Below are 21,639 nucleotides of genomic sequence, written 5' to 3'. Positions count from 1 at the left end.
AGACCAACTGACAGTCAATATATGAATAACATGGGGGCGGTAAGCAGGGGGGAGACTCCGTGACTGCACGAGTAAGGCCCGGCGCGACGATGGTTGACGGCCTTATGTCGACATTCCCCCGGGTTCGAGCGAGAGCGCGCGGCCGCCAAGCAGTGTTCTCGACCGAGACGACGCGGGGAGCAGGCGTTCGGTCGGGGTTCGACACCCGAGGACCGATCGGCACACGGACGGACTGCACACTTTCGGAGCCAACATGAGTATCACCATACAGCGCCGACAATCCGGCTGCCAGATTCGAATCCTCCACGTCGACGACGACCCTGCGTTCGCCGATCTGACAGCGACGTATCTCGGACGGGAGTCTGATCAATTCACCATTGAGACAGCGACGTGTCCTGCAAACGCATTCGAGACATTCGACCTCACGGCGTTCGACTGCATTGTCTCGGACTTCGATATGCCCGGGCAGAACGGGATCGAATTCCTTCGAACGGTTCGAGCGCAGTACCCTGATCTGCCGTTCATCCTGTACACAGGAAAGGGGAGTGAGGACGTCGCGAGCGATGCAATCTCCGCTGGTGTCACCGAGTACCTCCAGAAGGGACGCAGCACAGAACAGTACGCGTTGCTCGCCAACCGTATCCGAAACGTGGTCTCGAAGTTCCATGCTGAGGCGCAGGTCGACCAAGTCGAATCACAGCTGCGAGACCTGACCGAGGCAACCTCAGACCTGCTCTGGATGTTCAGCAGTGACTGGGAGGAACTACTCTATGTTAATTCCGCGTACGAGGATATCTGGGGATACGCGGTCGATGACTTGTTCGACGACCCACGGAGCTTTCTCGAACGAATCCATCCAGCGGATCGGAACGACGTCGAAGAGGCGATGATTTCCGCCTCGGAGGGGAAGCCAATCGACATCGAGTACCGGGTCACACCCGCCGAGAGAACACAGCGGTGGGTGTGGGTACAGGCCACCCCAATCGTCGACAGCAGCGGGACCGTCAGACGAATTGCAGGGTTTGGGCGCGACATCACGGAGCGGAAACACCGCGAGCAAGACGCCGCCCGGACGGCTATCGTACTGGAGACAGTCGTCGACGAACTCTCGACCGGTGTTCTCGTCGAGGACGCCGGTCGAGAAATTATTGCAGCGAACGATGCGCTCTGTAACCTGTTCGACGTCCCGGTCTCGTGTGGTGAACTCGTCGGCCGTGACTGCGCGCGGGCGGCTGCCGAACTGCGAGGACTCTTCGCTGACTCCGATGGCTTCATCGACCGGATCGAGGAGCTCCTCGACCGGCGAGAGCCCGTGCATGGCGAGCGGATCCAGTTGGCAGACGGTCGGACCCTCGAACGAGATTATATCCCATACACGCTCCCCGGGGGTGCGGCGAACCTGTGGCTTTACCGCGACATGATGGATTCGTCGACTGGGGACGAACAGCACTGAGTGGCTGGCCGAGAAGAGAGGGTTGAGGCAGCACGGCAGACCTGTTGTGCCTCGGTTGTGTCGACCATACCGAGAGCTACGAATCGAGTCGTCAGTCAGGTACGGCGTCTACTGTGAAGAGCGGGGCTTTCTCCTCGCACTCTCGTAGCTGTTGATTTTTGAACATTTGCAGCCTAACGATTGAGGCCACCATCTGTTGATGCCATCACCCCCACTTTGGATGTATGCACTGATGACTCAGCCGCTGTTTCTCCAATCGTGAACCCCGAAAGTAGCCCTTGGAGTTCCTCTGCTTGGTCGGCAAGCGTCTGCGTGTTCTGTGCAATTTGCGTCAGCGAGGATGCTTGCTCCTGGGCGGCTGCGGAAACGTTCCCGGATTCACCACTTACTTGTTCCGCGGCATTTGCAACCTGCTCAATCATGCTGGCGACTTCTTCGGTGGAGACAGCCTGGTCATCTGTGGCAGCGCTAATTTCTTGGATCCCCTGACTCGATTCCTCGACGTTAGCTGCAATGGCTTCCAGCGCATCGAGGGCGTCCTCAATCGTTGCAGTCCCCGACGAGACGCGATTGCCCATCTGCTGAATGTCTTCGACAGTAGTGTCGGCTGAGGATTGAATCTCCGCAATGAGAGAATCCACCTCTGTCGTCGCCTCAGAGACATCGCTGGCCAGTTCCTTGATTTCGTCAGCGACGACAGCGAAGCCCTCGCCAGCTTCGCCGGCACTGGCAGCCTCGATAGAGGCATTTAGTGCGAGCATGTTCGTCTGTTCGGCAATATCCGTGATCAACTCGACAACCTCGCCAATCTCACCGATTTCGGTTGCGAGTGACTCGACTTCCTCAATTGTCCCTCCAGCTTTTTTATTGATAGCTTCCATTTCATCCATGGCATCTCTGGCTGCCTCCTGACCGTTTTCACCAAGTTCAGCTGTTTCTTTTGCTTTTGTAGCCATTTCATCGGCAGATGCCGCCACTTCCTCGACCGTTCCTGAGAGACTTTGCATCTCTCTAGAGGCTTGTTGAAGATTCTCGGACTGTGACTCCGCGTCCGCTGCAATCGCTTGGACTGACTTGCTCACCTGTTCACTGGCGTTTTGACTTTCTTCCGTTCCAGCAGTCACCTCCTCACTTGCTGTAGCAACTTCGTCGGCGAACGCGCGGGCGGTACCGACTGTCTCCTCGAGTTCGGCCATCATCTCGTTGAACGTAGTGGCGATTTCCGCCATCGCATTATTACTGACGGAGGTGTCCAGCCGACGCGTGAAGTTCCCATTCGCGCATTCGAGCATCACCGACTGATACTCCTCGGCTGTGGCCTCTAGTTCCTTGTTCAGCATGGCCATTCGCTCTTTTTGTTCAGCGGTCTTTTGTTGTTTCTCTCGGGCCTTCTGTTGAGCCTGTTCACGCTGGATCGCGAGGGATTGCCAGAGGAATGTGATAGTCGCAGCGAGCATCAGCACTCCGACCGCGTGGATGCCACCCCAAACGATGGGGTTTTCCATCGCAGCTGGGTGATTGTATACAGCAAACCACTCCATGAGCCCGAAGACACTGTGCTGGAGCGCGACGTACCCGATCGTGATGACGAACGGGATCCAATCTTCGTAGAGTGCAACGAGGCCAATGCCAACGAAATACAAGAAGTGTGCCTCGATGAAGCCGCCAGTGAAATACGCGAGGATAGAAGCATTGACCATGAATCCGACCGCAGACAGTGATGATCTGATTCGGCGGGGAATCTGAGCGAATGCAGCAGTCACAATCAGTCCGAGAACAAGACCGGTCCCGGCAATGGAGTGCAGTAGTGGGATTGCTGGTAGCGTGGCACCGGTAATCGACTCCAGTCCCTGCATCCGGCTGATAGCGAACACAATTGGGAGAAGTGCTGCAGTAAACAGGACAACCCCGCGGTGGCGCTTGGTGAACGTCTCATCGGGAATTTCGGTTCCGTTTGGCGTCCGCTCAACATACTGCTTGAAAGCCGATAATCCTTGGTCCGACATGACTGTGTTTGCAGACAGCGCATGGCAGCTATTTTGTTCTTTACTCCGTATTATCGGTAGAGATAACGTTCATCGTCAAGTAGCGTCGAGAAATTATCTACTATATTCTGTCATTATGAATAAAATTATGTAATTTTAAATTGTCATTTACTCAAGACATGCTGAACACAGAAATTTATAAACTCACCAATTCGACACCCGTAATCTCGAACCGTGCCCCGCCGTCGGCCCCGTCTGTGACACGAATCTGCCACTCGTGAGCATTGACGACTTGTTCGACAATGCTCAGCCCGAATCCAGTTCCGTCCGCCGACCGCGAATAGCCGGCTTCGAAGATGTCATCATGCTTGTCGGATGGAACCCCTGGACCATTGTCCTCAATGTAGAACCCGTCGTCTAGTTCCCCAACTGTCACAGTCACATCTGCCCCACCGTGTTCGACGGCGTTCCGAAACAGGTTCTCAAACACCTGCTTGAGGCGACTTCTGTCTGCCCAAACACCTTGTTCGGTATTAGTGATTAATTTCGCCTGATACGTCTCGACGTTCTCCCAGGACCTGTTGCTCATCGTGGCGAGATCAACCAACCGAGTGTCGGTCACCTCTTTGCCTTCCCGCGCTAGCGTCAGGAGATCATCGATCAGCCTCCCCATCCGGTCAAGCGCCTGTTCAAGGCTGTCGAGATGGTCGCTGTCACATTCTTCGGCTACTAGTTCGAGCCGTCCGGTGGCGACGTTCAACGGGTTCCGGAGGTCATGTGAGACGACTCTCGTGAACTCTTCGAGTCGCTCGTTCGCACGCTTGACCGACTCACGTTCGGTGATATCGATATACATCGCAACCGTGCCGATAATCTCGCCGTCGGCTGTACGGCGTGGAACCGCACGTAGGAGCGCCTCCACGACCTCACCATCGACAGTCAGTAGCTCGCGTTTCTCCCTGGTGAACCGTCCGGTAAGCGAGTGTCTGTACCCTCCTGAGTGCAACTCTTCTGCCGATTCGGGCGTGTAAAACTCCGCGAGTTCACTGCCGAGCATCGTGACTACGTCGTATCCAAGAGTCTCGACGAACTGGCTGTTGCAGTCCTCGATAATCGGTCGACCGTCGTCAGATCGAGTGAGAACCGTCATCACTGGGGCTTCCTCGAACAGCGTTCGGTACTGGCTTTCGTACTTTGTCGCCAACTGCTTCAGCTCCTCAGTTTTTTCTTCCAGTTGCTGTTCGTGTGCTATCCGTTCGGTGATATCCTGAAACGTGCCGCGCACACCAACGATTTCACCGTTCTCGTACCGGGGCTCGCCGCGGGTGTGGACCCACCGCACCTCGTCGTCGGCTGTAACGATGCGCAACTCTAGGTCGTACAGTTCGCCCTCTGCCGCCACTCGCTCGACGGCATCCTGAATCGTCGTCTGATCCTCGGGATGGTAGAGCTCGAGTGCATCTTCGACCGTCGGCTCGAAGTCCATGTCGATGCCGTGGATCCGGTAGACTTCGTCGGTCCATCGAAGCGACTCAGTTCGGAGGTCGATTTCCCAGCCGCCGACGTTTGCGACGTTCTGGGTCTGTTCGAGGAATCCTTGATTACGTTCCAGCTCGCGTTCGCGTTCTTTGAGGTCGGTGATGTCGGTCGTGACGCCGGTGAACCGCGACGGGTCGCCGTTCTTATCGGTAATCACGTCGAGACGGGTCTGCACCCACCGCATCCCATGGTTGGGATGGTCGATACGAAACTCCTGTTCGACTGGCCACTCGGACGTCCCGTCCTGCTGGGCTTCCATAGCCGCCAGTAACTCGTCTTTGTCGTCAGGATGGACGTGTCGGAGCCATGCCATCGGATCGTCGTAAACCTCCTCGGGCGTGATTCCGTAGATCGTTTCCACTGCTGGATTCACGTACTCAGCTTCGGAGTAGTCGGTCGGCAACATGAAAAAGGCGTCCCGGACGTTGCTCGCGAATCGCTCGAACCGCTCGCGGACCATCCGAAGCTCCTGTTCGCGTTCCTTGCGCTCGGAGATATCGAAAAATGACGAGATCACTCCGATTGGGTTACCGTCGCTGTCTGTGAGGTAGCTGTTCACACCTTTGGCGTAGAACGTTGATCCGTCCGCCCGGACAGCTTCGAGTTCGCCTTCCCAGCGTCCCCGCTCTTTGATCGTCTTCAGCACAGACCTCGCTTGCCCGGGATTGTTCCACATATCAATCGCTAAACGTCCAATCACATCGTCTTCGTCATCGTACCCCCACATATCGAGGAACGTAGGGTTCACATCAATCAATTCGCCGTCAAAATCTACTATCGCAATCCCACTGAGGGCTGACTCATACGCATGTTGGTACTGCTGGAGCATGTTCTCCCGCTCTTTACGCTCGGTGATATCTAGTGAGATACCGAGCACGGCGTCGCCGTCCGTCTCCACCGGGTCATAGGGAATCTTCGTCGTCTCTAAGAGCCGTGTTTCACCGTCTGCGGTCGTCAGCGACTCCTCGGGAATGTGTTCGGGTTCGCCGGATTCGATGACGGCCTGATCGTCGGCACGGAACTGTTCGACTTCCTCTTCGGAGTCGGCGAAATCGGCATCTGTAGCTCCTTCGAGGTCGCTGACGGTAGTCCGGTACGTGTCGGCAGTAGCCTCGTTTGCCAGCAGGAACTCGCCGGTCTCGTCCTTGGCGAAAACAAGCTGTGGAAGCATATCGATGATCTGTCGCAGCCGGTCGCGAGTTGCCTGGGCACGCTCTTGTTGGTGGTGGCTCTCGACGGCGTTGCGAATTTTATTGGCAAGGACAGCATACTGGCTCGTCCCGGAGTTTTTGTGAATGTAGTCCGTCACGCCGGCAGCGATGGCGTCGCTCGCAACCGCTTCGCTCCCTTTATCAGTATACAAAATAAATGGCAGGTCGGGATACTCTTCGCGTACCGTTTTGAGGAACTCGATGCCGTTCTGACCGGGCAGCTCATACTCACTCACGATACAATCGAAGCCGTTTTCGGCAAGCCGAGCCAGTCCCTCGCTGGGGCTCGTGGCAGTCTCAACGGTGAACTGGGCCTCTCGTTTCGTGAGCATATCGGCCGTCAGATCCGCGAAAGCAGAATCATCAACATGAAGAACTGAGTACCCTGTCGCCTCAATCATACGTTAGCTACTGATATTGTATTATATAGTATTTGATGGTTGATTTTCACGAAAAATATTCGGTCGATTCGCGTCCACCAATCATGTGCCAGACTCGGAGGATTTGTCCTGAGGCGGGGCAGCTTTTGATACGCTCACGTGTCCGAGAGTTCATTAATCGTCAGCAACGCGAACTACGCACGCACACCGGGAAGCCACTTCGTCCGAGGACAGCCCAGAGTCTACTTTCATGACTTGTCCCACGGATTCTCACCGAGGGAACAAGTGGTAGACTGCAAACCCTAATATCTCAACCCAGCGGTACGGTACCGTGGGATTCCCGCGCCTTCAGGCGCAAGTGGATGTCAATCATCATCCGAATGGTCCTGTTCAGTTGTAAGTCCTTCAATCATAAGTCTAACTCCCCCAGTAAACGTGTCGTCAATTGTGACGTTCCATCCGTGGACGCGAGCAAGTGTTAGCACGTTCGGCAGGACCATCCCTGACTCGGCGCTGGGCACTGCTACTCCGTACTTTAATGCGTCTGAAGTCCGGTCCGCAGGGATTGGTTCGCCATCTGTGATTATCACCAATTGACCACTTGATAGGCGAACTGTCACAGTCTTTGCATTCGTCATCACTGCAAATTTGAATACCGCCGATAACAGCTCAACGAGTCGGTTAGGATCAGCTTTGATGATACCATCTCCCTCAGTCGTAAGCGCGAGTTCTCCGACGGCTGTGTTCACCCACGCGCGGTCAACCGTCTCCGGAAAACGGCAATCACTCAGATGAGTTATACTCTGGCCGTATTGCGCGAGTAACGATAGATTACCGATGACCTCTGTCATCCGGTCCGCAGTCTTGTCGGCTGTTGCTAACGCTTCTCCAGCCGTTGAATCAGCGTTTTTTGGGAGAGCAGCTGCTGCCAATTCAACGTGTCCTTGAATGATGGCGAGCGTGTTCCGCAGTTCGTGATTGATTGCCTTCGCGAAATCATCAAGTTGCTCATTTTGACGAGTTAATTCTCGCCACTGTCGTTCAACTTTGGTCACGTCTGTATAGATGAGGGCCCGCCCAAGTGTCGTTGACCCGACGGTGATTTCATTCTCGTCGCGCAGGTAGTACTGGTCGCTGCCGTCACGTGGTAGCTTAATTATCCCTCGTTTGTCGCTATCCGCGAGAAGTTCTGATGCGGCGTTTTCAACTGGTTGACCTTGCGCGCCGTCAAGTCGAGAGAAGGTTTGGGTGGCAGCGGTGTTGTAATACTGAATTATCCCGTCTCGATTGAGTAATATGACTGGATCAGTGAGGTTGTCAATGAGTTGCTGACGGCCGAACGTAGGAACGGCCACAAATTTCTCGTCAACGAAATACACGACCCCAGCAGCGAATGCTGCCACGCCTAACGGTTCGTAATTAAGTTTCAGTAGAATGTCCGGCCAAACATAAGACGCGATCGTCAGGACAACCGGCAGTGGAGCCAGCGAGACGACGATGCCGAGTGAGGCGGTCTCATATCTAGATGTATGCAAAGTGCTGTACAACATATAGAACCCAATTGCAGAGAGGATATATGCAAGACCGGTGACTACCCAGTGGAGCGGGAGTAGCTGAACAGCGAGATACGGATATGGAGTGTCAATAATTTGTACAGTGAAATACTGACCATGGAGTGGATTGGTGAGTTTGATTACAACGATGGCGAGGTAGAGACCGAGGGCTGCTCTTTTGAATAGCGTGCTGTGATGATAATCATGACCAGCGTATGCTGAACAAAAGTACAACCATGCACCGACAGTAGAAAGGCCAATAATAAGACCGATTAGGTACAGCATGATTTTCAATCGAGGAGTGGTGACGAGCACTCGAGCAGCCTCGATAGTTGCCCAGAGCCCGCTTGTGATGAGAAGACCGGTGAGGCCACGGCGAACATCGGGCTCTTCCAATCGGCGCACACGCCAGAGCGTTCCGAAGCACACGACAGCGGTCATTCCGAAGACGGCCACAAAGCCATATTTGGCCAGTACCATGCAAGATGTAACGTACAAATGGATTATGTAGTATAAAAACCCCAATTATTAAAAATGTGACAACCGCATATTGGTTCGCTTCGATATCAATGTCGAGAGGCATGTTTGCCTTCCGAGCTCCAGTTGTAAGCCGTGATTTGACTCTACTTGATACCCAATTTATGATGATATTGTTTGGTATTTGAGAACCATAATTCGACAAGATGGTGCTGAATACCCACTTGAATGGCGACCCCGGATGTCCGTTGTCACTCCACAAGTCTCAACTCGATTCATGCAGCGTGCTGGCTGAGGCGGTTGAATTCGGAGATAGAGCACTCGAACATCAACCACCCTATCTCAAATTTTGCACGACCACCGAATGAGGCCTTGTTATCTAACACGATACTCTGGCAAATAAAATTATATCACGAATCGGCAGATGTGTCCGTATGTTCCAGATAGTACGACAACGATACAAGCTCAAGACGGGTCTCAGCTACATCGTGACGTGGGGTGTCGTCGCTGTTGTCGGCAGCGTCACGGGCGACGCAGCGGCGACCGTGTTGGCCGCCGGCGTCGCGCTTCTTGCACTCGGCTCGATCACGGGGACGTCGACAGCGGCAGCGGTATCACAGCTCCAGGAGGCCAGCAGTGCAGTCGCAGCGGGGGAACTAGACGAACCAGTCCAGTCACCGCGGACTGACGAGATTGGCCAACTGTCCGAAGCGGTCGACACGATGCGCCGGTCGTTAGCGTCCCGGATTGAAGAGGCATCAACGCTCTCGTCGGACTACCAGCGGGTCGCCGAGTCATACGCTACGGCGATGGAGCGGGCCGCCACCGGTGATCTGACCGCAAGGGTTGACGTCGACACCGATCATGAATCGATGGAGACGATCGGTCAAGAGTTCAACGCGACCGTCGCTCGCCTGGAGGAGGCAGTCGACGAGGTGTCGGGATTCGCGTCGGAGGTCGGCACGGAGAGCGAGGCTGTGACAGAGTCGGTTGAGGCGATCACCCGTGAGACTGACCGGGCAGATGGCCTCTCAGATGAGACCGCAGCGGCAGCACTCACTCAGCGTGAACGAGTTGAAAGCGCCATCGGCGAGATGAACGACCTATCGGCGACCGCCGAGGAAGTCGCTGCGACCACCGAAGAGGTCGCACAGCGGACTGAAGAGACGGCCCGGTTGGGCTTGCACGCCCGCGAGGAGGCCGATACAGTCCGCGACGACATGGTCACCGCTCGCGAGCAGATGGACGAAGCGGTCGAACAGGTCAAGTCACTCACCAAACGGACAAACGAGGTCACGGAGGTCGTTGAGATGATCCGCGGAATCGCCGAACAGACGAACATGCTCGCCCTGAACGCCTCTATTGAGGCCGCAAACGCTAACGGATCTGGATCCTCAGGCGATGGCTTCGCCGTCGTCGCCGACGAGGTCAAGACGTTAGCAAAAGAAACGCGCGAACAGGCGGACGTGATCGAGGGCATGGTGAACGAGTTGAACGCCGAAACGGACGACGCTGTTGAGTCGATCACAGAGACCAGTAAGCAACTCGGCGAGAGTCTCACACGGGTACAGGAGACCGTCGGACGGCTCGACGACATCGCTGAGGCCGTTGACGCAGTCGACGATGGGGTGACCGAAATCAGTGAGGCGACCGACGACCAGGCTCACTCTACCGAGCGACTATCGGCGACGCTCAACGAGATTGGCGAAACGAGTGACAGTACTGTCGACGCCGTTGAACAGGTACAAGCGGCGGTAGGGACGCAGCAGGACGCCGTCGAGACGGTCGACGACAGAGTGCGGCGGTTCGGCGCGCACGCCGACGAACTTGTCGGCTCGCTCGAGCACTTCGAGACTGGTGAGGAAAGTGAACAGAGTCCGATAACACAGAGTGCGGGCGGTCCTGCCTTTGCCGACGGCGGAACCGGAGGGGAAGGTCGATGACTCCGGTGGCCGTCGCATACATGGTTGGGGCACTCGGAATGCTCGTCGGCGTTGGTATTGGTGTTCGACTGCTTTCTGTCACCGACGTCGATTCCAGGGCGGGCGCATTCAAATACTTGCTCGTCATCCCCGGGGCTGCTGCTGTTATGTATGGTCTCATGGCTGTTGGCGTCGGGACTGTCACCGTCCACGGCGCGACGGTCCCAGCACCACGGTACGTCGACTGGTTACTGACGACACCGGTACTCGTCGGATACGTGGCTTACACAGCGGGTGCGCCGAAGCGGGCAACGGCCAGCATCGTGAGCGCCGACGCGGCCATGATCGGCATCGGGTGGGTCGCCGTCGTGACCAGCGGCCCGATTCGGTTCGCCGCATTCACAGTCTCATCAGCTTGTTACGTCGGCCTCCTCTGGGCGCTGTACAGCTATCTTCCGACGTTCGTAAACCGACAGAACACCGGCCGTCAGCACCTCTTCGAACTGCTCCGGAATCACGTCGGTCTACTGTGGCTGGCGTATCCCATTATCTGGCTCGCTGGGCCACTCGGTGTCGGCTTGGTGTCGATGCTGAGCGTCTCACTTGTCATCACATATATTGATGTCGTCGCCAAAGTGCCGTACGTTTATTTCGTCTACCAGCACCGCCACGCGTTTGCCGACGATCGTTTTGCCGACGCCACCGACGGCCGGCGTACGCAGGTCTCTCAGCTGGCTGACTGAATTCCTCACCACAGTCTCTTAGCGTGGGGTCTGTCACGGCATGTGACCGTCTGGATGTCACCTGGCACACGACGGCTGAGCCTGTTCAATGAGCTAAATACGCTACATGATAATCTGTCGTATGATTTATTTATTAAACAAATATATCTCTTTGCATGGCACAGTCTTCGTATGGAAAAGCGGATTTCGGCCAGGGCGGCCTGAACACGCAACTCAACGTCGATTCACTTCTTCAAGAGATCGACCTCAACCGGGCCGAAATCGACTGGCGTAAAGACTTCATCGGCTTCGACCAAGACGACGTCCGTCGTCTGAGACAGTACGAAGATGTGTTTCAGGCAAACGCCGACCAGGTCGCGGAAGATTTTTATGAAAACCTCACCGATTACGACCAAACTGTTGAGATTATAGGGCGATCTGAAAAAACTGTCAAGCAACTCAAGCGCACGCAGTCCGCTTATCTCGTAACGCTCGCTACCGGCGACTATGGGCAAGACTACTTCCGTGATCGGGCCCGCATCGGCAAAATCCACGACCTTCTAGACATGCCGATGAAACACTATCTCGGTCAGTACGGTGTCTATTTCAATCTCATCCTTCCGATCGTCGGTGATCGGCTCACCGATGTACTTACCGACCGGTTGACCAAGAGCGAGACTGACGGCAGAGCGGTTCTCAACCGAGCAGGACACGCTGACACTTCAGCCACCGCGAGCAGTAAGAACCCCGCAACTGGCCCGCCGACAGGCACGATCGAAGCGATCATTGACGAGGCGGTCACCGACACGATTCGGGATCTGCTCGCAATCCTTCGTATCATCAATCTCGATATACAGGTGGTCACGGACACGTATATTCACTCTTACAGCCAGCAACTGGAAGAGCACATCGACCGAAACGAGCAGCTGATGACAGAAGTCCAAGAGGACATCCAGAATCCGGTCGAGGATCTGAAAACGACCGCTGAGGATGTCGCTGGTAGTGCGTCTGAAATCTCTGACACAGCCGAGGTACAGGCTGAGCAGACGAACGAAATCGCCTCTGAGGTATCGAATCTCTCAGCGACCGTCGAAGAAGTCGCAGCGACCGCCGATCAGGTCGAAGCCACAAGCCATCAGGCCGAAGAACTCGCCCAAGACGGCAAGGCGGCTGCGGACGACGCCGCTGCGGTGATGACCGATATCGGCGATGCTGCCGAGAAGGCTCGCAACGACATGCGTCAGTTACAGGGTGGCATCCAAGAGATCGACGAGTTTGCCGACGCAATCAACGACATCGCCGAACAGACGAACATCCTCGCGTTGAACGCACAGATTGAGGCTGCCCGTGCCGGCGAGGCCGGCGAGGGCTTCGCCGTCGTCGCAGAGGAAGTCAAGAGCCTGGCCGAAGAGTCTCAAGACTCCGCCAACAAGGTCGAACGGCACATTGAAACCGTCAAAAACGACACTGACGAGACGGTCGAGAGCCTCACCGAGATGACCGACCAAGTCAGACAAGGCATCGATCGGGTCCAGGAGGCGGTGGCCAACCTGACTGACATCGCTGAGGCCGTCTCAGAAACCGCCGACGGCATTAGCGAAGTCTCGGACGCTGCCGATGACCAGGCGGCGAGCAGCGAAGAGATAGCCGCGATGATTGATGAGATTGTCGAGCAGGCCGAGCGTGTGGCCGGAGAAGTTGACGGGCTGGCTGCGGCAAATCAAGAGCAGGCGGCGATGGTCAACGATGTCGAAGAAACAGTCGGAAGACTAACAGAGAGTCGAACAGCAACTGACGGCGGCCGGGCACTGCACACAAACGAGGCGTCACCGGACAGCGTGTCACTCCCAGAAGACCTTCCCGACGGGATGCCCGACTTCGTCGTCGAACAACTCTCTGACGATCAACTCAGGAAAATCGCCCGTGGCGAACTTGATACATAGTGCGAGCGCATACCCGCGTCTTCAGGCGCGGGTCAAGCGGACAATAGCGTACATCTCCACCGACGATGGCATGGCTGGATTTCCCACCGTGTACGCTAATTTTAAGACACCACAGAGGCATAGTGTGTAGTACGGATGAAGACCACACGGCACGCAACGTACAACCTCAACTACCACATAGTGTGGATACCGAAGTCTCGCAGAACCGACGGTTCTGCGGACATCGCAGAGCGAAGCTCTGCTCAGTACCGCCAATCGGTACTCGTCGGTGACGTTGCAACCCGTGTGCGAGACATCCTCCACGAAATAGCCGACGAGAAGGGGTTGGAGATTATCGACCTCACCGTCCAACCCGACCACATCCACCTGTTCGTCAGTAGCCCGCCGAAACACGCCCCGTCACTTCTCGCCAACTGGTTCAAAGGCATCAGTTCGCGGAAATACAACCACCGACACGCCGACCACGACGGCGAGAAAATCAAGTGGGCACGCGGCTACTACGCAGGAACAGCGGGACACGTTTCGAGCGAGACTGTCGAGAAGTACATCCAGCGTTGCCAGAACTCATGAGTTCTGGCTGCCTGCCAGATTACATCTGGCAACGCCACGAGGAGGACGAACAGTGACCGAACTCACCGAGACGCTGGAACTCCAGCTTGTGGAGCCGAACGCCCACAAGCACCGCAAACTCTGTGAGACGAAACGGGCGTACCAAGACGCGCTCGAAGCCGCGTTCAACGCCAACTGCACCACGCAGTCAGCGGCCAACGACGTGGTGGTCAACTACGACCTGAGTGGGTATGCGAAGAACGCGCTCAAGAAGTACGTCCCACAACTCTGTGGCGGGAGCTACGACGCCAAAGGGCTTCACGACGACCACCCTGTCCGCTTCACGAACGAAGGCCCGAAGCTCGACCACAAACCACAGAACGCAATTGAGTGGTACGTCAAAATCCCGCATCACGACGACTACCACCTCTGGTTGCCCGCACAACCGAATCCTGAACAGCGGGAGTGGCGTCAACTGCCCCGCGCACGGTGGCGCGGGGCTTGTCAGTGAACTCGGCCTCTCCCGACTGTGGTTAGTCGGACGGGACGAATCCCCGGTTCGGCGTCACTGTTCCTGACTTCAGGGCGAGTTGACTGTCGCCCGTCCGCCGCGACGACTGTAGGCCGCGACGGACGTACCGCCATCCAACATTTTTCGCTCCAACATAGTCCGCATTCGCTGTCGCACCACACTTCTCGCACTCGAACTCCGCCTGCCCGACGCGATTGCCTTCGCTAGTGTGTCCACACTCGGGACACCGCCGACTCGTGTTCTCCGGATCAACGTACTCAACACTGATGCCTTCGGCGTCAGCCTTGTACTCCACGAGGTCAACGAGCTGGCGGTGCGCCCACTGGTGGAACTCTTTCACCGGCGGCGCACGTTCCCTGATGTGTCTCAGGTTCTCAAAGGTGATGTACTCGCAGTTATGCTCCAGTGCTTCCTCGATGATGTCGTTGGCCACGCGGTGGAGGACGTCTCGAACGTATCGGGATTCCCTACCGCTCATCTGCTGAATCGTCCGATGTGCGGATTGTGTACCAGTCTGTTGGAGGTTGCCACGTATCCCCTCGAATTCCCGATGGCGGTGTCGAAGTTCCCTGCCGGACGCGAAGTACGCCGTACTGGTGGTGGCGATGTTGACGATACCGAGGTCAACGCCGAGAACTGTCCTGTCCTCGTCGTCGCCCTGTTGTTCGACCTGTTTCTCGGGCTTCGGTTTGCGAAAGCCGAGATGCAGGTAGTAGTCGCCATCACGCCGAGAAAGCGTGGATTCGGTGAGTTCCCAGTCCTCGTGGTTGAGGTACTGGTGTTGGTAGCCATCTTCGTCGTCGGGCAACGCGAGATCGCACCGAATACGGTTGTCAACCGTTGAGAGTGAGACTGTTCCGTCGTCGAATATCGTCATCGTCCGGGTGTCGTATTTCACTGTCTCGGCGGTGAACTCCGGACGTGATGTCTTGTACTCCTCGTCCAGTTCTTTGATTTCTTCGACGCCGGAGAGTGCGGCTGCGGCTTGGTGGGTGGCGAGGATTGCGTGCTGACTCCCGAGACGCGTTTCCTCTCGCACATCGCCGTAGGCGAGGTCTTGGAGGTACGTCTTCCGCGTTTCACCGTGTTCCCATCCGATCTGGCTGCTGGTGTTGCAGGCAGTTTTCCACTCGTTGATGGTAGCATCGAGCAGTTGCTTCTGCTCGTGGGTGAGGATGGGGCGGGTGATTGCGGTGCGTCTCAGGTAGTCGTCCGCCACGAGTTTCAATAGATGGTAAAGGTACTTACTGGTTGGTGGGTTTGTGGCAGCGGGCGTCGGCTTCCTCCCCGCCCACGGTGGGGCGGGGAATCCGCCTTGCTACCTAGTTTGAAACCTTAGGGCCGCGCTCGGCCTGAAATCCCATGGTGGGATTCCCGCGACTTTACGCGCGGGAGGAGGTCAAGTGATGTTATCGCCCGCGATTGGGTTCTTCACGCCGGATCCTATACTCAGTACATCACAAAGCCGGTTAGTTGAGACGTCTGCTTGCAGAAGGTGTGTTCAAAACCCAGCAAGCAGACGGTGAAATCCACGAGGACCAGCTTCTTAACTTCCTCGTCAACTCCCTTGACGAGGAAGTTGCTCTCACACTCGCTGAAAACGCTGAACTCGACGCTGAAGATATCTACGAGGTCCTCGTCGGCGCGTGCGCCGACGGGACCTCAGTCTCGACGCACTGCAAGAGAAGCGAAGATGCGCCCCACGAAAACTCGGTTCTCTACCATCTCCGCACCAAGTTCGACCTCGAGACGCTCGAACAAATCGGCAACACGCTCCTCCAGAAAGACGTTCTCGACGTCCTCCCCGAGCAGGTGGAGGTCGTTGCGGACCTCCACCTGCGACCCTACTACGGTGACGAAGACGACACAGAGGGCCTCTACCACTCGGAAGCGAAGCGTGGAACCACCGCGTTCCACGCGTACGCGACACTGTACCCACGCGTGAAGAACAAACGCTACACGCTGGCGGTGCGCCGTCTCGAAGACGGCGACACCGCCAGCAGCGTCCTCGCAGAGTTTCTCGGTATTCTCGACGGCCTTGACCTCAACGTCAAGGCCGTCTACCTTGACCGCGAATTCGACGACAGCAAGTGTTTAACGCTGCTTCAGGCACACAATCACGCGTACGTCATGCCGATCGTCCGCTGGGGACGGACGATCAAGCGAGAACTCTCGGAAGGCTGGAGTCGTGTAATTCAGCACGACATGACGGCGAAGCTCGACGGTCACAGCTGGACCGTCGAGTTTCCCGTCTACATCGACTGTACCTACCAGAACGGGCGGTACGACGAGCATGGGGTGGCGCGTCACGGCTACGCCGCTGACGCGCCGTTCATCAACTCACCACGCGAGGCTCGATACCACTACGCGAAACGCTTCGGTATCGAGGCGAGCTACCGGCTCTCCGAGCAAACGATTGCGACGACTACGACACAGAATCCGGTCGTACGGCTGTTGTACGTCGTGGTGAGTTTGCTGTTACAGAACGTGTGGCGGTATCTGCACTGGGAATACGTGGCGACGCCCCGCCGTGGGGGGCGTCGCCTCTGGGAGTGGTCGTACAAGGAGTTCACCAACATGATGCGACGAGCAGCGTGGACGGCCCTCGCGACGCGTCGGGCCGTCCCCGCAAACCGACCACCGGACGACCGGTTTAGCCGGTAATCTCCCATCGGGCTAGCCAGCGGTGTGAGTGGCGACGCTGTCGCGTCGGCGGCAGCCGCCGCCGACAGCGACAGCTCTCCATCGGTTCGCCCAAAATTCTCACGTCGAGACCGCCAGTGCAACCGCTCCGCCACAGAACTCAGGCTTCAGAAACAGCTAGCCGAGGATCCTTTGTGAGGTACTGATACTACCCACATCTCTCGTCGGCAGCATCAAATCGTTTCCGCAACGAGTCCGAAAAGAACGTGTACCTCGATTGTTCGGCCACCCTTCCAGAAGACTTCGTTACCACGACCGACACGGTGAGAGGCCGCGTGCGAACGCCCGACAGTCTTTTGCTCGGGCCACCGCTAGCCAGGTCGATAGATGTCGATGTCCTCTAGGGCGGTCGTCGGTGTGTTCCTCCTCGTCGTCTCTGTGTTCGCTCCTGCCGTGGGCGTGGTCGGGGCGGTCCCCGACGCTCGACTCACGGTCTCCGACGTGACCGTCACGCCCGGAACGCCCGTGACCGGTGCGCCGGTGACCGTGACGGTGACGGTCTCGAACGGTGGGGGGAGCCCCAGCGCCGTCGAGGTCAGCGAGGTCCGCCTCGTCGACGACGGCGACGTCATCGCCCGCAGCAACGACCCGGGAGCGCTCTCGGCCGGCGGTACGCTCTCGGTCCCGCTCACGACCCGGTTCGCCGACGCCGGCCAGCGCGACCTCGCGATCCAGGTTATCGGGAGCGACGAGGGGAACGAGCGCGTCGAGGCGACCCGTCCGCTCTCGCTGGTCGTGGAGTCCGCAGCGCCGCTCGTCGAACTCAACGTCACGGAACTCGTCGCGGGGACCGAGACCGACGTCGGCGTGACGGTCTCGAACCCCACGACGGACACCCTGCGGAACGTCGTCGTCTCGCTGTCGACCCCGAACGGCGAGGCGGTCGTCGCGCGGCGGACGGTCGCGTCGCTCGACGCCGGCGCGGGGGAGGGGCTCAACTTCTCCGTCCGCGCGGCGCGAGCCGGTGACTCGTCGCTTCGCGTCGACGTCGACTACACGACCGCAAGCGGCACGCGCGCGACGGAGACGTACGAACACCCCGTCGCGGTCGACCCGCTCGAAGACGACGTGGGGGTCCGCGTCACGACCGTGCCCCCGGAGGAAGACGGGGGTCAACAGCCCGCAGCGGGCCAGTTGGGCGTGCTGCTCGGCGGCGGAGCCGGGGCCGGCGGCGACACCACCCGCGACCAGGACGGCGAGGAGGCCGCCGCGCGCGTCTCGGTGACCGTCACCAACTTCGGGAACGCCCCCATCTCGCGCATCGTCGCGACGCCGCGAGTCGGCAGCGGAGACGGGGAGACGGCGCTCGCCCGCGTGGGCGTCCCCGGGCCGCTCGCCCCCGGCGAGGAGGCGACGGTGACCGTGCCGCTCGAACGCGCGCCCGGCGGCGACCTCCGGGTCGACGTGAGCTACGACGTCGGTGCCGACTCGTCGACCGCGACGGGCCGGTTCGACTTCCGCCCGCGAACGGGTGAGGTGCGGCTCACCGGCGTCGACCTCGTCCTCGAGGACGGCGTCCTCAGCGTGTCGGGCAACGCTGGCAACGTGGGTCGCGGAAGTGTCACGGGGCTCGTCGTCGCTGTCGGCGAGGCACCGGGCGTCACGCCGGCGTACCCCCAGCGGGACTACTTCGTCGGGACCATCGAGGGGAGCGAGTTCGCCCCCTTCGAGTTGACCGCCCGCGTCGACGCGAACGCCACGTCGGTCCCGGTCGTCGTGACGTACACCGTCGACGGCGACACCCGCGAGGAGCGGGTCGAACTCCCGTTGTCGGGCGTCGAGCGCGACGGCCAGCCCGACCGAAGCGCCCCGCTCTCGCTGTGGCTGGGCGTCGTCGGCGTGGCAGTCACCGCTGCAGCCGTCGTCGTGGTCCGAACGCGATGAGCGAGCCAGCCCCGCCGCTCGAACTCGTCGGCGTCACCAAACGCTACGAGAACGGCGGTGAAATCGTCGAGGCGCTCGTCGACGTCGACCTCTCGATCGAAGCGGGGGAGTTCCTCGCCGTCGTCGGCCCCTCCGGCTCCGGGAAGTCGACGATGCTGAACGTGCTCGGGTTGCTGGACGCCCCCTCCGAGGGGGTCGTCCGCCTCCACGGACGGGACGTCACGACGCTCTCCGACGTGGAACTCACCGACGCCAGGCGGACGGCCATCGGCTTCGTCTTCCAGGACTTTCACCTCGTGCCGACGCTGACCGCCGCCGAGAACGTCGAACTCCCGACGCTGTTCGCACGAGACCCCGAGGGCATGACCCGCGCGCGGGACCTCCTCGAACGGGTCGACCTCGGCGGCCGCCTCGACCACCGCCCCAAGCAGTTGAGTGGCGGCCAACAGCAGCGGGTCGCCATCGCCCGCGCGCTCGTCAACGAGCCGGCGGTGGTCCTCGCGGACGAGCCCACCGGCAACCTCGACCGCGAGACCGGCCGGGCCGTGCTGGAGGAACTCCGAGGCATCTGTGACGAGGGGGTCGCCGTCGTCGCCGTGACGCACGACCCGCTCGTCACCGAGTACACCGACCGGGTGGTCGAACTCGTCGACGGACACCTCCGGGAGGTCGCCTCGGGTGAGCGGACCGTCGCCGGCACCAGTCAGGCGGACGTCGGCGGAACCGTCGCCGACGGCGAGACGGGAGGCGAGTCGTGAGCCGCCTCGCCGCGCTCGAACGCCGGTTCCCCGCGCTCCTCTTGGCGCGGCGGAACCTCGCGCGGACCCGTCTCCGCTCCGGCCTGGCGGCGCTCGGCATCCTCATCGGCGTCTTCGCCGTCGCCACCCTGGGGGTGTTCGGGACGGTCCTCGAACTCTCGGCGACGAACGAACTCGGCGGCATCGGCAACCAGGTCATCGTGAGCCCGAACGCCGACTCCGGGCTGGAGACGCTCACGGCGCGCGACGTCCAGTCCGTCGAACGCATCGCCGAGGGGCGAGGGGCGGTCGTCCCGCTCAAGACGGACGGGGCGGTGGTCACGAGCGGGAGCGACAGGAGCTTCGCCCAGCTGTACGGGATGAGTCGCCCCCGCGCGCTGTTCGAAGCCGAGGCGGGGACGCTCCCCGAGACCCACCGGCAAGGGGCCATCGTCGGGCGGGAGGTGGCCGCGCGACTGAACCTCCAGGTCGGGTCCGTGCTCGAGATCGAGTCCAACCGCTACCGCGTGGTAGCCGTCCTCGCGGAGTCAGACAGCATCTCGCCCATCCGCCCGGACAACGCGGTCGTCCTCCCGCCGGACGTGTTCGTCCAGTCGACGTTCGACCAGGTGGTCGTCCAGGCCGACTCGGGGGCCGACGCGCAGTTCGTCGCGAGCGAGGTCGAAGCGCGGTTGAACGCCCGCGAACGGCGGGTGTCGGTCTTCGAACTCGGGAGCGTCCTCGACCGCATCAACGAGTTCTTCGCGTTGCTCAACGGCTTTCTCATCGGCCTCGCGGCCGTCTCGCTCATCGTCGCGGGCGTGAGCATCTTCAACGTGATGCTGATGAGCGTCAACGAGCGCCGCGCGGAGATCGGTGTCCTCCGGGCGGTGGGCGTCCACAAGCGCGAGGTGTTGTCGATGCTCGTCGTCGAGGCCGGGTTGCTGGGCGTCGCCGGCGGCTTCCTGGGCGTGGCGGCGAGCGCGCTCGTCACGCTCGCCCTCTGGGCGTTCGTCGAACAGATCGCGCTGAACGTGATCCTCGTCCCGCGCAACGCGCTCACGCTCGTGGGCGCGTTCGCCTTCGGCGTCCTGGTGAGCCTCGCATCGGGCGCGTACCCCGCCTGGAAGGCGGCGTCGGAGCGGCCGGTCGACGCGCTGCGCTCCTGACGAGCTGTGTGTAGCGGTCGTGTTAACTTTGGCATCGATTCGACCAGACGGCGAAGGCTTTGAGCCACGAATCCACGGTCGGCAACCGTGCGTTCGAGAACGTATTTGAAAACGAAGAGGTTCGTCGTTTTACCTCACGAAAGACACGTTCGACACTGTTCCGATTTCCATGGCGGCTCACGCGAAATCGGAGGCCGAGTCGGTCAAGTGCAGCTTTGAGATGAGCCGCATCATCGATCAAAAACGTGGTGTCTGAGAGCTGCTGTTTCTCACGGAGTTCACGAAGAAACAGAACGGTGAGTTGCGTTGTACGCGTCTGAAAGAGACGTACGTGAAGGAATTGGTTCGTTTCGGCGTCGACCGCAGCGTACAGCCAGTGGCGCTGGCCGTTGACGCGAATCACCGTTTCGTCAACCGCAATCTGATTCGGACTCACATCGCAGTCGGGCTGTAGATCAGCTTTCCGCACCCAGTCGTGAATCGCGGTTCGACTTCGCTTGACACCCAACCTCTCAAGATATTGTTTTGTATTCGAGAGCGATAGACCAGCAAGATAGAGTTGAATACCCACTTGAATCGCGAACTCGGGTGTCCGCTGTCGCTCCACAAATTCCAAGTCAATCCACTCAGTAGGTTCACTGAGGCGGTTGGTTTCGGGCATAGAACATTCGAACATCAACCGCCTCATCCCTAACTTAACACGGCCGTGTGTAGCGGTCGTGTTAACTTTGGCGTCGATTCCACCAGACGGCAAAGGCGTTGAGCCACGACTCCGCGGTCGGCAGTCGTGTGTTTGAGAACGTATTTGAGAACGAAGAAGTTCGTCGTTTTATCTCACGAAAGATACGTTCGACGCTGTTGCGATTTCCATGGCGGTTCA

Annotated in this window: 14 protein-coding genes and 2 pseudogenes; 10 read left to right on the top strand and 6 right to left on the bottom strand. The window is 58.8% G+C overall.

Going from position 1 to position 21,639, the window contains the following annotated elements; translation table 11 throughout:
• The first annotated feature begins 253 nt into the window (after positions 1 to 253).
• A complete protein-coding gene (locus E6N53_RS19920) occupies positions 254 to 1,453 on the top strand; it encodes a PAS domain-containing response regulator (RefSeq protein ID WP_142861166.1) in 1,200 nt (399 codons plus the stop codon).
• Positions 1,454 to 1,626: 173 nt separating this feature from the next.
• Here the strand turns inward: E6N53_RS19920 and E6N53_RS19915 are convergent, their stop codons facing one another.
• The 3 genes from E6N53_RS19915 to E6N53_RS19905 all read right to left on the bottom strand — a co-directional run bounded on the left by E6N53_RS19915 (position 1,627) and on the right by E6N53_RS19905 (position 8,601).
• Positions 1,627 to 3,459 (bottom strand): methyl-accepting chemotaxis protein, encoded by a 1,833-nt coding sequence (locus tag E6N53_RS19915; RefSeq protein WP_236642436.1) that lies wholly within the window; start codon positions 3,457 to 3,459, stop codon positions 1,627 to 1,629.
• Positions 3,460 to 3,634: 175 nt separating this feature from the next.
• Positions 3,635 to 6,589: a PAS domain S-box protein gene (locus E6N53_RS19910; protein ID WP_142861165.1), complete on the bottom strand. Its 2,955-nt coding sequence runs from the start codon at positions 6,587 to 6,589 to the stop codon at positions 3,635 to 3,637.
• 344 nt (positions 6,590 to 6,933) lie between these two features.
• A complete protein-coding gene (locus tag E6N53_RS19905) occupies positions 6,934 to 8,601 on the bottom strand; it encodes a sensor histidine kinase (protein ID WP_142861164.1) in 1,668 nt (555 codons plus the stop codon).
• A gap of 431 nt (positions 8,602 to 9,032) precedes the next feature.
• On the opposite strand from E6N53_RS19905, the gene E6N53_RS19900 reads away from it, so the two are divergent.
• The 5 genes and pseudogenes from E6N53_RS19900 to E6N53_RS19880 form a co-directional block, all read left to right on the top strand.
• Positions 9,033 to 10,541 (top strand): methyl-accepting chemotaxis protein, encoded by a 1,509-nt coding sequence (locus E6N53_RS19900; RefSeq protein ID WP_142861163.1) that lies wholly within the window; start codon positions 9,033 to 9,035, stop codon positions 10,539 to 10,541.
• Positions 10,538 to 11,263 carry a bacteriorhodopsin gene (locus E6N53_RS19895; RefSeq protein ID WP_136591676.1) on the top strand — a complete coding sequence of 242 codons (726 nt, stop codon included), beginning with the start codon at positions 10,538 to 10,540 and terminating at the stop codon, positions 11,261 to 11,263. The genes E6N53_RS19900 and E6N53_RS19895 overlap by 4 nt, the downstream gene beginning before the upstream one ends.
• A 155-nt stretch (positions 11,264 to 11,418) precedes the next feature.
• A complete protein-coding gene (locus E6N53_RS19890) occupies positions 11,419 to 13,185 on the top strand; it encodes a globin-coupled sensor protein (RefSeq protein ID WP_236642435.1) in 1,767 nt (588 codons plus the stop codon).
• 135 nt (positions 13,186 to 13,320) lie between these two features.
• Positions 13,321 to 13,755 (top strand): IS200/IS605 family transposase, encoded by a 435-nt coding sequence (tnpA, locus tag E6N53_RS19885; protein ID WP_142861162.1) that lies wholly within the window; start codon positions 13,321 to 13,323, stop codon positions 13,753 to 13,755.
• A gap of 52 nt (positions 13,756 to 13,807) precedes the next feature.
• Positions 13,808 to 14,203, top strand: a pseudogene (locus E6N53_RS19880) (RNA-guided endonuclease TnpB family protein); the annotation flags it as partial.
• 64 nt (positions 14,204 to 14,267) lie between these two features.
• Here the strand turns inward: E6N53_RS19880 and E6N53_RS19875 are convergent.
• On the bottom strand, positions 14,268 to 15,485 hold the full coding sequence (locus tag E6N53_RS19875; protein ID WP_142861161.1) for an RNA-guided endonuclease InsQ/TnpB family protein: 1,218 nt from the start codon (positions 15,483 to 15,485) through the stop codon (positions 14,268 to 14,270).
• A gap of 278 nt (positions 15,486 to 15,763) precedes the next feature.
• On the opposite strand from E6N53_RS19875, the gene E6N53_RS19870 reads away from it, so the two are divergent.
• From E6N53_RS19870 to E6N53_RS19855, 4 genes are all read left to right on the top strand, one after another.
• The gene (locus E6N53_RS19870) at positions 15,764 to 16,930 is read left to right on the top strand and encodes an ISH3 family transposase (RefSeq protein ID WP_142861160.1); all 1,167 of its coding nucleotides are present in this window, start codon (positions 15,764 to 15,766) and stop codon (positions 16,928 to 16,930) included.
• Positions 16,931 to 17,302: 372 nt separating this feature from the next.
• Positions 17,303 to 18,853 carry a COG1361 family protein gene (locus E6N53_RS19865; protein WP_161596609.1) on the top strand — a complete coding sequence of 517 codons (1,551 nt, stop codon included), beginning with the start codon at positions 17,303 to 17,305 and terminating at the stop codon, positions 18,851 to 18,853.
• Positions 18,850 to 19,611 (top strand): ABC transporter ATP-binding protein, encoded by a 762-nt coding sequence (locus tag E6N53_RS19860; protein ID WP_136591678.1) that lies wholly within the window; start codon positions 18,850 to 18,852, stop codon positions 19,609 to 19,611. Before E6N53_RS19865 ends, E6N53_RS19860 begins: the two co-directional genes overlap by 4 nt.
• Entirely contained in the window at positions 19,608 to 20,759 is a 1,152-nt protein-coding gene (locus E6N53_RS19855) for an ABC transporter permease (protein ID WP_136591679.1), read from the top strand. Before E6N53_RS19860 ends, E6N53_RS19855 begins: the two co-directional genes overlap by 4 nt.
• A 22-nt stretch (positions 20,760 to 20,781) precedes the next feature.
• On the opposite strand, the gene E6N53_RS19850 is transcribed toward E6N53_RS19855, so the two are convergent.
• Positions 20,782 to 21,420, bottom strand: coding sequence for an IS6 family transposase (locus E6N53_RS19850; RefSeq protein ID WP_142861158.1), 639 nt, complete (start codon positions 21,418 to 21,420; stop codon positions 20,782 to 20,784).
• A gap of 61 nt (positions 21,421 to 21,481) precedes the next feature.
• Positions 21,482 to 21,639 (bottom strand): annotated as a pseudogene (locus tag E6N53_RS19845) (IS6 family transposase); the annotation flags it as partial.

Source organism: Salinigranum halophilum, assembly GCF_007004735.1.
Taxonomy (GTDB): domain Archaea; phylum Halobacteriota; class Halobacteria; order Halobacteriales; family Haloferacaceae; genus Salinigranum; species Salinigranum halophilum.
Note: the sequence above shows the minus strand (reverse complement) of the source record. Positions and strands in the feature narration are given on the sequence as shown.